We start from the raw sequence: 17,570 nt of genomic DNA, 5'->3' as shown, positions 1-17,570 counted from the left end.
GCCTCACCTGACGCGAGGACCCCGCCTTCGTCCACTGACGTCGACAGGACCATGGCCCCGGGGAGCTCAAGGGTTTTTATCCCATGGTTTTCCGAAACCGTCAGAAGTCTCTCTTTATAAATATCGCAGGCGTCGACCACCTCATCGTTGCCCGCAGAGACAATTTTCGGCCGGGTGGGGTCGGCAATGTCCGCCACCACCACGCTGCCCTGATCCGATGAAAGAAAGAGAAGATTCCCATACCTTGCCAGCTTAATGATGCGCCCTTCGTTGGGCTGGATCTCTTTGTTAACTTGAAGGCTGAAGATCTCTTCGGGCTTTTCCTTATGGACCAGTTCCACCCCTGCATGGCCCACTGCAGCAATGAGATAGTCTCCATAGGAAAGAAGATCCATGACACCGGCGCTGAAGAGATACTCCCGGGTCAGGGCGGAGTCGAAAAGATTCACGGCCTGAACCACGGATTGCCCGGAGCCGGAATCACTGGCCGCAACGGTGGAGCAGAAATCACACGGAAAGCCCTGTTTGATGGAATGCCCCGTCAAACCGCCACCGGCATAGAGCCAACCCCTGTTAAGGTGCACGGCACGGGCGCCCTTCACGCTGTTGCCGAAGGCATCTGTAAGAGGAGCCATACGCACAGGGTCTGCAGGATAAAGGTAGTTCACCTGGTCAATACGCTCATCTGAACCATCGGCTTTGTCCAGACAGCAGGGAGTTTCGCATTCGGGGAACCCAGCCAGCACCCCGCGTGCAGCAAAAAGGGCCGCACCGGACTTGCTGAGATCCCCCGTAAAAAGGCTGGAATCTTCGAAAAGGGCCTGAGAAATCAACTGCAGGCCGTTCTGGTCATCGAGGTTCAGGCGAGCCACGCCTCCTGAACCACTCGCCACGTAGAGACGCTTTCGCTTGACTCCCATCTCCTCTTCTTCCACCGGTACGATACGAATGGAGTCGAACCCAACGGGGTATGCCGAACCGCTGAGTTCTTCGAGCCGGCGTTCTTCTTCCTGGGACAGGCCGGAGCCAATGCCCAGATCCTCATGCAGAAAAGCTCGATTGGCCAACTTTGTCATCTCGATATAACGACGGAGTTTCCCCTTTTCCACCGAACTGTCCGGCAAGGCTGACGAGCCCCCCACGAGAATCGGATTCATTGGATCCTGTATGTCAAAAACACCGGCACGAAGGTTATCGGGAAGGGGTTGATCGTCCAGCATTCTGAAAAAACTGCCTTCAAGGATGGGCAACCCCATGTCAGCGCGTTTCAGACCGCTCAGATATCGATAGAGATACCCGCCGCTGGTCAGGGCCGTACCGGCCTCGTGATCCACAACAATGTCCGTCGGGTAAAAAGGCGTGGACTGCGCGCCCAAGGCCTTCAACCCGAACCCAAACCCTTTGTCCCCTTCAAGCAGCGCCATGTTTCCGTATCGGTCGCGACCTTCCACGGCCAGTTGGCCGGGTCGACCTGAGGGGGTTATCACCTCCATCCGCTCGGAAGACAACACGCGAATGTCCGCCACCGGAAGGGTTCCGATTTCCACAGCCAGACCATCCATCACGGTATTGCCCGGTTCAAACCCTTTGCCGAACAGGGTAAGGCGTGTCCCCCCCCTCACCGGCCCCCACGACGGGGTCACATGATCAAACACAATGGGCTCATCCACGGCCAGTCCGCCATAAAGCGTGGCCGAACGCCAGATGCCGTCCTTTTTCACCGAGACCGTCACATCATAAAGCCCAGCTTCGGTAAACGCCGGGGTAAGGGCTCTGATCATGCCCACCCGCTCGTCCGACGAGCTGCTGGTGATTTCGAGAATCTCCAGAGGACAATCGGCAACGGTCACCTTCACCTTGCCCGTATCGGTGGAGATACAAAACCCGGAGATGGTTATCGTTTCTTTGCTATTGACCGGGACGCGACGCGGCACAACCGCATTCAGAGCCAAGGCATCATAAGCATCTATGTCATAGGTCACCCAGAGGCTGAAGTCGTCCTCAAGGGGCTCGACACCGGTTTTGTCGGATGTCATTCCGGCCAGAACCTCTGCCCTGATACGGGATCCGGGGGGAATTCCTGCGGCTTCGTCAAGGTAAACAAACACGTCGGTACCCTTGATCTCCACCTCATCCACAAGATTCCCCTGCTCCGGGTGGTGCAGCTTGCAGAGTTCTCTGTTGTATAGAGAGTCCTCAACCTGATGGTTGAACCTGTACCAGACGGCAAAGGCTTCTTTTTCTTTCAGGTGAAATTTACCCGTACGAACCGAGATCACGCTTACGGTACTCTCAGGTACATCTTCGTCTGTCTGATACACCTCGTGTCCTGCACGATACGTCAATGTGAAGGACTGATCCGCCGTCAACGTATACAGCGGAATAAAGCCCCCCCCGTCCATGGGTTTTCCGGAAACAATGCCCTTTTCAGCCACCGCCGTCAGTGTGGCCCCGTTCTCAAGGCCATGACCCGGCCTCAAGGTCAGGAGGGCATCGTTGTTGATGATCTCCACATCTACAGGAAGGGATGCCCCTGACGCATCGAGCAGGGAAAATCGGTGAATATTGTCCGGATACAGATCAATGGCTTTGTTGAACCTTAACCATGCCGTCACCCGGCCCATGGCATTTTGGCCGAAAATTCTGTTCTCCGGATCGATGCGGAACACCTTCAACGTCACATCGGGTATCACCTGAATGATGCGCTTTAAGTTGTGCCCTGTGCCACCTGCGATGGCAGCGTAATTGCCGGCAACCACCGATTCGAGGCACGCCCCCTCAAAGGCTTCCATGCCACCGTGGATCACCGGGTTGCCTGGATTGGTCACATCAACCGTCAACACCCCTTCAGCCCCCATGGCAAGATATGCCGTGTTGCCGTTGACATCCACATCATGCACAACGCCTCCTGGTGTAACCCTCGAGAGAACCACGGGCAGATCAGGGTCGGAAGCGTCCAGAATAACAAGGCCGCGGCTGCCGGCAGCCGCATACACCGTGGTTCCCTGACAAACCACAGACGAAGCAGGGATATCCACGTGACCGCGAAGCCTCATTCCATGGGTCGCATCGTTGGAAACGATATACAATCCGCCCTCTTCGGCTGAGAGCAAACGGTTTGTTTTTGTATCAAAGCCCCCTGCCGCCACTGCGTATCGTTCCGCGCCGTCAGATGAACGGTCAAGGCGCACCACGTCAAGGGCGGCCTGGTCATCGGGCAGGGCAATCCGATTCTTCAGGTACAATTTTGAATGGAGATAGATGTCCACCAGGCCAAGGCCCATGTGCCCCATGGCCACCACAGCTTTGTTGTTGTCCGCACATAGGCCGCCGGCAAAATCCGTAAGCAAGGGTAATTCAGACACAACCGAGGTATTGGAGGTATCAAGGGAGTCAAAGCCCACCACGATAAGTTTTGCACTACCCGGGGTTTCGGGGTCTACGGCGGTGGCAATGACACGATCAAGGCCTCGTTCAAAAAAGGTATCTGCCCCGGTCACATGGTAACCGCTTCCCAAAGAGACATCCGCCACAACACGATCGTCCCTGCCGTCTCCGTCAAGGTCGATGACGCCGCGCAGGTCGTCCGGGTTCATCGGGGTATCCTGGCTCCCGGTAAACCGGGACGCATCGGTTTCATAAATGGTCAGGCCGTTTCTGTGGGTCGCCACAACCCAGGTTCCCGTGGGTTCATCCGTCATGGAATACACATGGCCGCCACCGTATTCGATATGGCTCTGTACGGGCTGTTGATACCGGAACGCCTTGGGCAGAACAGCTTCCTGGGTGGTGTCCAGCTTCACCATCACGTCGGAAGAACCGATCCGCCCACCAGGCGTAAGCACTTCAACGGTTTCCGTATCCAGAACCTTCACATGCTCGGCAGACACCTCGATATCGTCAAAAAAGACCCGCACACGGGCAAGGCCTGGTCGAAAGCCCATGCCCTTGAGGATCACGCGTGTCCCCCCGCCCAGGGGTCCCTGGGAAGGAGCGATTGAAACCAGGTGCAAGGGTTCGACATATTGCAAGACGCCGTAACGCCGTGCACGGCCCTGGCTGGAAGTGATGACTTCGATGTCTGCGGGGCCGGCTGTGTTGGGTGGAGCCCTGAGCTTGAATCGACGCGCTGTGGCATCCCCTTCCACTGGCTCGACGGAAAGAACACCTGCCACCTCTCCGGCAATCAGGACAGCCGCCTGATCATCGACATGACGCAGGACAACGAAGACATCCCCGCCCGCCGTTTCGACGACACCGTTTTCAACGGATACTATTTCCGGAAGTTTTGAAAGCCCCGAGCCCGTCTCAAAACGGATAACATGATCGAACAACCCTTCTGTCCTTCGGCTTCCGATGACACCTTTCAGGGCCACTTCATAGGGCTGATTCGGCTGCAGGTTTCCGACCGGGGTCAGAACAAGCCGACCGGAGTTGCTCTCATCCAGGCTCAATGTAAACTCGCACGCGACCTTCTCCCCTTCCTCGGTATGCGTGGTAAGGGACAGATACTGTCTTAATTCGTCCAGGGATTGCGCATCAAAGACGGCATTGAACCGAAGGGAAATTGCTGTGTTTACAGGGATGCCCGTTGCACCATTCTCAGGGCAACTCCCGATGAGGTCACTGACATACCCGTCAATCAGGAAAAGGCGATTCTGCGACCCCACCAGAAAAATACCGTCGTCGTTGTAGATGGCATCCCGTAGCCGTTCACCACGCATGAAATCCACACGAAGAGAATCGATGAGCCCCAGAGCATCGGAACGACTTGTGTCAAACATGGAGAGATACAGAGGTCCCTTGGCTATACTTGGAAAGCCTGCCAATGCGAGGTTGCCTGAGACACTCAAGCCCGAAACCACGTCACACGTTCCGCCGGGAAGTGTAAACCCACCTCTGTCAAAGGTCCCTGTCTTGCGGATACTCTGCGGCAGAGAGGTGTCGTACACCGAATGGTCCAGTGCTCCGCCGGATGAGAAATGCAATATGTCGGCATGGCGTGCCAGGGAGGTTGCCCCATGGAAGGGTTTCATCCCCAGTTGAGGCATCCCCGGAACACCGATATCAAAGGTAAAATGGCGGTTTCTCGTGTCAGTGACATGGAGAATCCCCGATTGGACCTCAACCTTGACAGGGTTCAGCCGGACACGTTCGCCCCCCACCAGGACCCGGTCCATTATCTTAATCACCGAAGGCTTTTCAGGGGTTGAAATGCTGACCACAGCCACCCCGCCATCCTGCTCTGCGGCAAAAAGAAGATCATCGGTCACTGCAAGGGAAACCGGCGCCTCGGCAAAGGTCAGGGGCAGTGAATAAAGAATATCGCGGTCTTTTGATTCACTCGATCCCTCACCCGGAACCCGGTCCTCGCGGTCGTACACCAGAATACAGGACGTGTCCTCATAGGGGGTCTGGATATAGGGGAAATGGTATCCCTTTGCAGCGACATAAAGGTGTGATTCTGAGAGCACCATCTCAGTGGGAACCAGATCCTGGGGCAGGTTGTAGTACCCAAACCCAACCATGGGGGCTGCTTTGGAAAGATGCGCCCTGTCATAGGCCACCAAAGAGATCCACCCCGGGGCAAAGTAATGATGAAATTCATCCAGGCTATCAACTTTTTTGGGACCTACCTCCCCTGCAAGGATCCCCCTGCCGAGAACATAGACCAGGTTCAGGTCGGCATCACTCTCCAAGGCCACGATGGCACCCGGAGGAAGCTTGGAGGTGTCGGTGTCCGGCTGATCCTTCTGCCCATCAAGCCACGCGGTGATTTGTTCACGTCCAAGGGGAGGATGGGCTTGAATTTCGCAAGACACCCCCATCTTCCCGTAGAAAAGGGCTTTGGGCATGTAGTGACGGCGCCCGGTGTCATCGCACAGTTCGATATCCAAAAATCCGCGATAGTTAAAACCGTAGTCAGGAACAAACCAGACCATTTTTTCTGAGCTGTAGAGGGAAAGCTTGTCGTTGTTCACGGTAAAGGAGACTGCATCCGACGGGCCTTCCACCCCACTTCGCCAGGCACGGATCACGATACCGTCATGAAAACCGTACCCGGTAATTTCAACACGGTCGTCGCGGTTATCCTGATTGATACGGACCACTGCAGGGTAAAGATGGGAAACATGGAGAAGGTCCACGTAGGTAAACCCGCCCATTACCTCATCTTCAAGGCCGACGTCATTCACCACCCTGACGGAGGCCGGCCCGGCATAGCCGGGGACGGTTCTGCCGCGCAGGGTATCATAGGTTGTCCCCTCGATCTCTGTTGTACCGACGTCTTCCACCACAATACGCCGCCCGCCGATGTACAACTCGGGAGCCACGCCAAAGTCGGTCCCTGCCACCACAATCTCCGTGTTCCCTTCGATTGTGCCCGTGGCCGGAGAGATCTTCTCAATGGCCGGTGCCGCGGCAGCGCCTGCCGGAGAGGTTGTAAAGGCGAAGGTGTAATCACTGGAAAGGGGAACACCTGTAAGGGGAGCCAGCCCCTTCTTAATTGTCACGAGATAACGGGTACCGGGCAACAACTCGTCCTCGGAAACACGGGTGAGGAGGATCCTTGATGTAACGGGTTCCCCGTCCCACTGAAAAAACGACGGGGTAAAATCATGGGAGACATCTTCGCCCATGAGGAGAGCCTCAACCTGCACGGTAATGGCTTCTTGAAGCACCGTATCCGCAGGCAGGGGAGCAGAGATCTCTATTTCAATGGTTTCGAGGTCCGTGCTAAGGTTCGATTCATCCGAAACAGGAGAGTGAGAAATGACGGAAAGCTCCGGCATCTCTATCCGTTGGATTCCCTGGCGTCCACCGGCCACCTGCACACCGCCCCTTGCAACGACGATTCCTCGCCCGCCCATGTCGGTAGCGCATGCCCTGTGATGCGTTACAGCCGGCACCGTGGGATCCGTATATGGATTGCCCACTTCAGAAAGGTCAATCACCTCCACCACGGCCTGGGCGGGCTTGTCTTCCTGATCGGAATAGTGCACAACGGCATACGCTTTGCCCCCTGCCACAGTAACGTCATACACCCCGTCGGCAACCCAGTCCGCACGGTTGGGATGAAGGGACACGGTTCGCAAGAGCACCGGGAGACAAGGTTCTGTGACATCCACCACATTGATCTGGGAGACAGTCCCCTGTCCGGCCATGTCCGCGACATAGAGGGTTGAGCCCTCCAGATAAAGACGGTTTGCAACCCCCAGGGTGTCCAGCGTCGCCACCACCGGCATGGTGGGATCACTCACATCGGCCACCACCACCCCCTGATGGGAAGCGGCGATAAAGCCATAGCGATCCTTGACCACCACATCCCGCGTGTAACCGTCCGGCTTGATATACCCCACATGGTAAGGGGCTGCCAGATTGCTGATATCCACCACCTGCACACCACCGTGGCCATTGGCCACAAAGGCGAGGTCATCTTTTCTTGCCAGCCCGTAAACGCCCTTGTACGGCATATCGATCCGCCCTTTGAGTACATAGGGCAAACCGAAATTCGCTTCCCGGTTCACAGTGGTAAAAATCAGCAATTCACCGCCGCTGTTTTCGAAGTAAAGCTTACCCGAGTCGGGATCTTCAGCTATCTTTGCCTTGAGTTGTTTTACAAAATCTGCGCCTTCTGTTCCATCGAACTCCACACCGGACTTGGCAGCCAACACAAAATTGGCGTCAGCATGAAGAGAGGTAATGGTCCCGGCAAAGATCTCCGAGGCACCGTTTATAAGATCTGAACCGGCAAAGGCATCTCCCCGTCCCCCTGTTCCGCCATTGGGGTCTGTCACGGCATCGGCCATAAACAGCCCGGTGCAGCCCTTAAGTTCCGAATCCCCCCGGTCACAACTGAGAAGCCCGTCTGCAGCTTCGAGGTCAAAGGGATTCCTGGTTGACCAGGCCCCAACCAGTGCGCCGGTCTTGTCCGGGGCCTTGAACTGGGCAACCGCACCATAATAAACAGACTTGGCAGCTGCCTCGGACCCGCTTGACGAAGGCCACTCCGGGCTGAAGAAGAGCCGCCGGCTCACCGGAAGCCCTACCTCATGGGTGCTCTCCCTTTTCACCACATGGTTCCGGGTATTGACCCTCACCACACTGCGAACGCGTTCATGGTCCTTGCCTTCGCGCTTTAGAAGGTGACCGTTCGCGTAGTCCTTCAGTTCATAGACATACACGAAGTTAGCGACATCACTCTTGTCCAGATTCAACGCCAGGGTAAGCTCCGGAGATTCGTACAGGGCTTCCCACTGACCTGCATCTATCAATGAGATCGATTGACCGTTATCGCTCTGATCTGCAATCACGACTTCAAGGGCAGAAGCACTGCTCAGCCGGACCAAATCGCCTTCCCGGCTCACAGAAACCCCCGCAGCGCCCTGTGTCTCATCGCCAAGGCAGGTAACGAGGCCTTCGGCATCGCCAAAAGAGCGTGTCTCCGGTGACGTTGAGGTCCCCATGGTATAGGCGACCCTGTTCACGTAGACCTCATCACCGACCCCACCGCCGCTCAAGTCCATCAGGTACACAAACCGACCCGCCATGTACTCTCGGATAAAATGCACGTTGACCTGGCGTTCATCAATGGAACCGATATCCACCACTTCGGCGGTGATGTTAATCTGCTCCCCGGCCGTCAAAATTTCGCCATCAGCCGGAGAAAGAATTGACAGCACAGGCTTGACCGTATCCTCCACCGTGCCGACACGAACGGGCGCTGTCCTGACCGAGTGCCCCATCACATCATAAACGTCGGCATAGATCACTACCCCTGTAACGCCCTCAGGGGGCGCCACGCGTGTCCTGTAAAGGTTGTCCTGGGCTGCAGAACCCGACTGATCACTGATGGAGTGATACACCGTCTCAACCGGTACATCATTTACATAAAAAACGACCCTGTCGATGCCCTCCGGTCCCAGGTCATCCCAGGTCTCCACGGTGACCTGGATCTCTTCCCCTTTGATCACTTTGGACTCATCGTTATCCGGCTCCACGATAACGCCTTCAGGGGGCTGGTCCGCAAGAATAGTTATGGACCGCCTCTTGTCTCCAACGGAGGCGAACCCATCCAGGTCAATGGCCGTAGCCGAAAATTCGAGCGTCTGCCCAACCGCTCCACGGGGAACCTCCAGATGAAACTGGAACGGTGCGGCATCGTCCTTACCCATGGATATAAAATCCGATGCCTCAAATGCCCCATCCCCCAACGCCCTTTTGAGGCTCACTGATGCCACACCGGTCTCCGGGTCCTGGGCCAGCACATTGACCACAATGCCACGCCCTTCGGTAACCCCTGAGACGGTATCTCCGAGGTTGTACCCCCGTTGATCCAGAATCTGAAGTTGCACCACCTCCGGAGGCAGATTCCTTTTCAGTGTCACCCCTCGGGTATCTGAAAAGTCGTTGCCCGAGCCGTCCACAGCCGTCATCACAAGCTTCATCGCCACCTCAGTGACGTCGGAGGCATCGCCTTCCAGATAATCTTCGAAGGCTCCGAGGGGAAGGTTCCCCCGATACGGCGAAGAGATCAGAAACGCCTGGGCTACTTTTTCTGCTTCTTTAAATTCATGGTCCCGATTTTTATCGGCAAACAACGAGAGCCGAACCGAGGCAACCTCAACGTTATCTTTGGCTGTTGCTTCATAATAGAGGCGTTTTTTCTCAACCACATATGCGTTGCCCTCAGTTGGTTGGACAATTGAAATGTCAGGCTTTGTCTTGTCCTGTTCCACGATGACTGTAACGGGAGAAGGCGTGGTAGCCGTTCGGGCTTCACCCGAGGACCTTCTCTCCCTTGCCGATGCCCGCAGCTTGAGATCAACACCTGCCTGACCATAGGGAATCGCGACCAAGAATTCGAATGGATAGATGGTATCGATAAAGGTCCGATCGCCTCCCAGATAGCCCTCAACATTGAGCACCACCTGATCGATGCCGATGTCGTCCACGGCATTGACCTGAACGAGAAGCTGATTCCCTTCAATGATCTCATCGTTGTTTTTGGGCACTCCGATGCTTACGGAAGGAGGCACATCCCTCAAGATCTGAACGGGAACAACCTCACGCACCCTGTGATCATCAGCCTCTTCAAAGGCGTGCCCGAAGGTATCGATGGCTTCGGCCAAAAGATACAGCTTGTTATTCTCTGCGGTCTTCTGATCAAAGGCTGGGACGGAAAACGTAAACTGATACGGAGGAGCAGTTAAGTCCAAATGCTCTTCAGTTGCATCCTCAATTTCCTGTGATGTCATTTCCAAAGGCGATTTCGGCCCCCGTATCACCTTCAGGTCAACCTTTGCGATGCCGATATCGTCAAAGGCGTTGATGTTTATATTGGGCCGGCTCCCCTCAACCAGGCCCGCATTGGGGACAGGTGAAACGATATCAATGTCGGGCAGTTCATCGGGCCGGATAAGGTAACCGATCTCCCGCTGTCTTGCGTTGCCTGCGGCATCGTATGCAACCACCTTCATCCAGATATGATAGATATTGTCGGGGTGAAAACTCAGCCCCTCAACGGCATCGTCCATTGTTGTCAGACGCGGTGCATGGATAATCTTCCGATACTCCGGCGTGTCAATATTTAAGGTGGTTACCGGCTCATAGTCCCGCGCCTTAATACCGGATACGGAAAAGAAGGGCGAGGTGCCGTAGGCATTCTTCACGTAGTCACCACCCGGAGATTGGCCCCCAAAGGTGGTATAAAGCTCAAGCCTGTCCACTTTTACATTGTCATAACCCCTGAACCCAAACGTAAAATCCGAGGCCTCCACCACAGAGAACCCAGCCCCCGGTTTTGTGACAGCCACTTCCGGACGAATGTCATCGGGCGCAGCGATCATGTTGACCTTGTCCCGCCCCATTTCACCGTCTGTGTCGAGGATTTCAGCTCGGAGAACAACATCCTCCTTAAACCGAATCAGGTTCGCAGGCACTTCCAGCGTACAGGATACCATTCCGGCATATGGGCTGGTCCACAGGCCGTACTCATCTGCAACAGCCATGGAATACTTGGCACTGAGACTGTCGTATATCGAGTCAACGGCATCGCTCACCCGGCTGTCCGAACGCAACCCCGACAGGGCAATGGGGGTTCGTGTTTTGATGGTCAGAGGGACATTGTTGGCAGACACCTTCAACTGCTCGACGGAAACCGCCCGATCATCGGAAAAGACCACGTCCACCTTGATGCGGAAGGTCCCGGCCACAACGTTCTGGTTATCGGCAGGTGACGTAATACGGATTTCGGGTGCAACGTTGCTGATAGGGTGGACGATAAAGGTTTGGCTGGTTGTTTGATCCAATCCGTCTGTCAATTCCACCAGGTATTCGGTGGCCTCGTTCCGGTCATACGATACTTCCGCATGTTCCTCGTGCGACACCACCGGATACGCCGGGCAATCGCCGACAGGGAAGGTATGATCATAGACCCGGTCCACACGGTTGCCCGAAGCATCAAGGCGCCATATGCTGAATTCCTTCAGCTCAGTGTCGTCCGAGACGCGGGCAACATACTTAAAGGTCTCATCCGGTCTCAACCAGAACTCACCGGATGCCAGGGCCTCTTTGGATGTAACCGCTTTCTTGTAGGTTCCACCTGGTACCAGGTAACTGTAAAACCCTTTGAGCTCTACCTCCGGAGCCCTGTTTTCACCAATAGGCAACGTGACCCGCTGAGTGGTTTTGATGCCCGATGGATCTTCTGCGATAACAAGCAGGTCCACTTCCCCCCCGAGAAAATCTTTTGGGACGGTGTATGGAATCGAATATTCGGATACGCCATAGAAACCACCATACTCTATAAGAGTTCGTGTGTTGTTTTCTATCACTTTCAAAGATGTGACACACCGGGTGTTGTCAGAGGCAAGTAGCTCGATGTCCAGCCGCTTTCCGGCCTGCACGAAGGAGCCCGTTCCGGGTGAAGAGATGACCAGGGAAGGAGGTTCCTCATCGGCAACAAGCTGCTTAGTAAGCAAGGGGACAAGGGATTGAGATTTGGGGGTTCGGTCGAGGGAACGACAATCCACCCCATGGGCAAAAATCGAAATTTCCTGAGCATCCCGAAGCACCGGCACCGGTATACGCGTGCTCATGTCCGAGGGCGACGACGTAATCTCCTTAACCCCATGTGAAGCGATAAAGGCTTCTTTGCTTTCATCCAGGCCCCGATCTTCAATAAAAAGAACAACGGCGACCTGATCCTTTTTGAACGCATGTTTCGTTCGTGCTGAATAGGAGGTAACCGCCCTAAGGTTTCGAGCATCAATACGAATGCGCTTGATAAAAGAAGCCAGCAATTGGCCATCCTCGCCTCGAACCTGGGGCACAACGTCTGCATACCGGACCCCGGATGAATCCAAAGAGCCCAGCAGATCGTTTAAGGAAACCCCTTCTCCTGAGACAACCTCAAACTCTTGCCATCCTGACGAGCACTCCGAGCCCTCCAGTGTCGTCACATGGTACGAAACCGTCTTCCCTTCACCAAAGTTCAATGAAAGATAGCTGCTTGCAAGGTCCTTTTCTGGCAGGGGCCAGATTTCCAGCTTCCCGTCAACGGCCGTTACATAAGGCTGCTCTCCCACCAACAAGGCACCGGGGAGCTCTTCTCCTTCCGGATAAAGCAGTTCCACAAAAGGAACTGTCTCGTCGGCCGGGTTTTTCGCCACCTGGCCCGTGGGACCTCGGATACCGCCCTCCCCCACACCGGTCAGCGAAGTATAGACAGGGAAGACAGACACCGGTAAATCCGAAGACACGTTATCGTCATCCACGCGAAAGGTCTGACACGAAAGAGCCCCTCTGACCACAGGAGAATCGGGGTAGGAATCGGAAATTGCAACAACAGGGGCCTGGTCCTCCACAATCGTTACAGGCCTGACCTCACGGGTGCGGTTACCTGAGGTATCTTCAGCAACAACAACGACCGTTACGCTGTTCTTCTCAGGATCGTGGGGGTCGTACCCGCTGATATCCACTTCAAACGACCGCGTCACCTTGGGACTGTCAAGATTCTCCTCATGCACTACGGACGTGCTCACATCCTCTATGTCCACATCACCGATGAACACAGCATAGGACCCGATGCCAAAGTCATCTGTCATGGTGACACTCACCTTCAAAGGACTATGGGCAAATGCGGTATCCGAGGGAGATTCCAGGTTTATCATCGGGGCATTCTCATCCCCTTTGATGTTCACATGTCGACGCCCTGTTTCATGGGTATTGTAACCGTGATCCCTGACTCGAAGGAAAAACTCATATGTTTCATCAACATGAATAGCGGGTTCGTCGGGCAATGTAACGCCACCTTTGAAGTCAAGATAATATCGTCGACCGGCAAAGGAAGAACCGAAGGAATCCGGGTTGGGCACTTCAATGGTTTCAACCCGCTCCACAGGTAAGTAATGATCCCAACCCAGTTCGATCTCCTGTCCCTCTTTGTTCAGAAGGATGGGGGTAACATCAAGAACATGGACATTGTCTTCGGCATGCCCCTCAACGGAAAGGACCGTACCCGGATAACACGAGGTATCCCCGGCAGGTATGTCTAAAGCCGCCAACGGAGATTCCAAATCGTCCCGGGTATCAACATCCAACAAACACTCTTTCACCTGACCGGCCGAATCCGTGGCAGAAACCCCGATCACCCATTTTGTTTCAGCGTCCTCCCCACGATGGGGCACCCGCATCTTTGAAGAAAGGTAGGTTCCCTTGGTATTTGCAGCGAAGACCTCTGCGCTGTTAAAGACTTTGGAGAAATGGGGAGTCCCGTCATCACCACGGATAAACATCTCCAACTGAACGACCTCTCGATCGTCAGAGGCGGTTGCAGATAAGGTAAAAGAGTCGCCTTCCATCATCTGGATACCGTTTGCCGGACTTCGAATAGACACGGTGGGCGGGAGATCGGCGGTAACATCGTACGAGTAGTAAAATGTGTTGCTGTTCCCGTTAAAATCCGACGCAACAAGCGCGAAGGAAAAGGTCTGAACGTCTGTGGGAACCGTCAATGTAAAGACCCCACTGTCCTTGGGTTTGGACAATGAGGCCGTCTTGATTATCTGACCGCCCTGCATGAAAACCACAGATGAAAGCTCTGTGTCATCAACGGCGTTCCACGCAAAATTAACCGATGATCCGGCATAAAGCAAGGTACCTGCAACAGGCTCCGCTATGGACGCAAGGGGTGGGGTGCTATCTTTGGATACCTGAATATCATGGCTTTTTGTTTCTGATAACTGCCCCTGGGTATCGACCGCCGTGACCCATACCTTCAATGACTGGTCGGTATTGTCCAGTCCGTAATCTCGCAGATTAAGGGAGACTGTCTTTTGGGAATTGATAAGAGGCGGCGTGATGGGAACCGTTGACTCGAAGAGGGTTTCACTGCTGCCACCCACAACCTTGTCCCACTTCACCTTTAGCTCTTTCACGCCCTGGTCGTCCAATGTACGGATAAACAAGGTGGCACGATCGAGGCAAGAATACGTATTTTTATTTGATGTTATCTCGACAACTTCAGGCGCCCCATCTGGAACAACCGCAATCTTAAGGGACGCTGTCGAGGCATTGCCCGAAGCATCAACGGCTTCAACCTGAACCGGGTATGTGTCTGCAACAACCCCTTCCCCGCCGGTAAAAGCAGGGGCCGTCATCATTTTTGTTGCTGAAAACGCATGGAGCACACCGGGAATCTGCTGGGGTTTAAAGTGCTCACCACCCAATCCCGCTTTCAGGTTACCGGCCAACTGGAAGTAGCCATCCTGAAACGTGATACCTTTAACGGTCAGACCCGTCACTTCGACGTTATCGTATCCCGACACCTTAAAAACAAAGGGACTGCCCTCCGTGACAAATGCCGTTTCATCGCCGGTTTGGGTACCTTGCACGTCCGGGGAGACAATATTAATCACAGGAGCCTGGAGATCCCGGCCCAGCGTCACCCTGACATCTGCACTGACAGTCGAAACGCCCCTGGTATCATATGCCACGGCATGAAGTTTCACGGGGACGTCTTCATCCAGGTTTTTTGCCGTTTGATACGCCACACCGTAAGGGTCCGTGGCATCCCCCCCCACAAGCCTGTCATTCACGTAAAAATCGACCCTGGTCACCCCAACATCATCCGAGGCTGTTGCTGAAATGGGCATTGGAGCGCCTGCGATAAAATGGGCTCCCTCCAGAGGGGCTGAAATGGAGACAAAGGGAGCCTGGTCCTGCTTCACATGCACACGTATCTTTTCGGTCGTATCTTCTTCGCCATGAAAGTCCCGGACCTGGACCTTGCAATCCAGGGTGCTCCCCAGCATTTCCTCCCCAATACCAAGGCGGAACGTCTCCACATGCGTCTGTTCCTGAAACGCATCATCGCGTTTTTTATCATGGTCCACATAGAAGGCTTGATTCGTAAGCTTTCCATTCACCCAAAGCTCAATCCTGGTTCCGGAAGCCAGGGTGTCATCGGTAACTTCCGCCTTGAATGTCAAAGTCTGCCCTGCACAAACCTCAGCACCGGAAACAGGTTCGAGACAGCGCACGGCAGGGGGAGTATTGCCGACAATACGGATCAAACGTGCATCACTTTTGGCATGGTTTCCCTTTGACCCGTGGACAACGGCATGAAACGACCGGCTTGTCTCGTCTACAGAAATCTCATCCACCACTCCGTCATAGGCCCACAGCTCGTAAAAAGCCTCGCCTCGCTTCTCATACATAGGAAAATAGGTGGTGCCCAGCAGGGAGCCGTCAAGAAAGAAGTCAACATGATCTATATCTCGGGATTGTGTGGCTGTCTCTATGTCCACGGCACGGGAAAGTTGATAGCGAACTGGCGTTGCTTCAACAAAGCGCTGCATCTGTGAAGGCATGTCCACAGCAAGCGTGGGAACCGGGACAACGTCCTGTTTCACAACCGTCACCACTTTGTCACCGGATAGATTTGTTTGCCCGGCGCTGTCGGTAACGCGTGCAGTAAAGCAAAGCTTCTTCCCCACCAATGCCTCGCTTGCTTCAAGGAACAACTCATAAGGAGGATTTTTAAGGGTACCTGACGGTGCGTCGTTAATTAAAAAAGTCACCTCTGAAATACCTACATCATCCGTTGCCAAGGCCTTGGCCGTGATGCGTTCTCCAACGCAAGCAGTTTCCGTGACCTGCAATTCCACGTCGGGCAATGCATCTATTGCAACCACAGGGATGTGCGTCGACCAGGACCCAGGGCCGTTTTGCAAGGTTACCATCACCTGAAAAGGCGCGGTGTCGCTAACGGGTGCCGTTGCTGCGATGCGATCCTCCACCAGCGTTAAAATACCTTGAGCAGATTCAGGTAATTCAAAGTGAATGCTAAACTGGGTACCGATTTCTGCCTCCGTTCCGTCGTCAAAAACACCCATAATTGACGGAAGCGTTACAGCATGGTTTAAACGATCAATAACAAAGGGATTCTGGGCATCCGCCCCGACTGCCTTAATACTCATAAGGGTCCGCTGGGAATCAACAACAACAGGCACCGTCAGCTCTTCTCCGGAAGCTGCATGGGCCACATGAATCGCAACCGTTGCCACTGAGGCAGGAAAGGTTTCTACCAGAGGGTAAACAACGCCGGACGTCGTGACCCCCACCAAATCGGGGCGGGATGAAGTGTAAGCAATCCCTTTCCCGTAGCCGGACAGGTTGATCCTACCCCGGAACTGATACTCCACTGAAGGCGCAAGACGGGCTGTTTCAAGAATATTCGTAAAAACAATACGCTGAGGCGTAACCTGAAGTCCCTCGGACGACTCCGAAACGTCGCTTCCGGTAAATGCAATTTTGGACATTGTATTTCGGTTACCGGAAGAATCCACGACACTGGCATCAATCATTACGATTCCGTTGTGCTCAATGTCTTCTGCGGTAAGGGAAGAAACAATGGGAAGTGTCAACGAATACTCGGACTGAAGATCAGAATCCGGATAAACACGAAGGGTTTCGCCGGAATTTGCAAAAGCCTTGGGCAAGGCCTGATCAATCACACCAGAAACCATACGGAGGTCAGATGCCAGAAGGCCGACAATTCTCATCTCCACATACATCACGTCCACATCATCCTGTGAAGAGACAGATGTCGTTAAGTATTGATTGCCCTCTTCCCCTCTTGAGATATGTGTCTCTTTGAAAGAAATGGAGGGATTGTTTGTCTCCTGTTCAAACTGCTCCGAGTAGGGCTCCGATGTGCCGTCAGCAAAATTCAACTCAACGTGAGGGTTTAAGCGTCGTTCCCCTGAACATGAGAAATAAAGTTCCCCCGAAGCGCTGAGGGGATCTATTCGTTTAAAAGCTACATCCGAAAGAGAGTATACGTTTTTTCCTTTCCAGCTATCGACAGTGATGGAAACAATATTTTCACATTGTTTCACATATAAAATATATTCCTCAGACTCACTGTTTCTGGAGATCGCATCGGATTTTCTGATATCTAATCCAGGCCTGGCATGAGCATAAGGGACTAAAAGAAGGCCGCAGCAAAGAGTCAGTAAAAAAACAAAAGTCGTGATTAGTCGTAATCCATCAACTATCCGTTTCAA

Annotated in this window: 1 protein-coding gene (running past one end of the window); it reads right to left on the bottom strand. The window is 54.1% G+C overall.

The features are described from left to right. Window positions 1-17,570 carry the start of an Ig-like domain-containing protein gene (locus MSL71_RS13740; RefSeq protein WP_180141242.1) on the bottom strand. It extends 23,590 nt beyond the left edge of the window, so the window shows 17,570 of its 41,160 coding nt (coding positions 1-17,570); the start codon lies at window positions 17,568-17,570; the stop codon falls past the left edge of the window.

The sequence above is a fragment of the Desulfoluna butyratoxydans genome (genome assembly GCF_900699765.1).
Classification (GTDB): Bacteria; Desulfobacterota; Desulfobacteria; order Desulfobacterales; family Desulfolunaceae; genus Desulfoluna; species Desulfoluna butyratoxydans.
The sequence above is the reverse complement of the archived record's forward strand: the minus strand, read 5'-3'. Positions and strand labels throughout refer to the sequence as shown.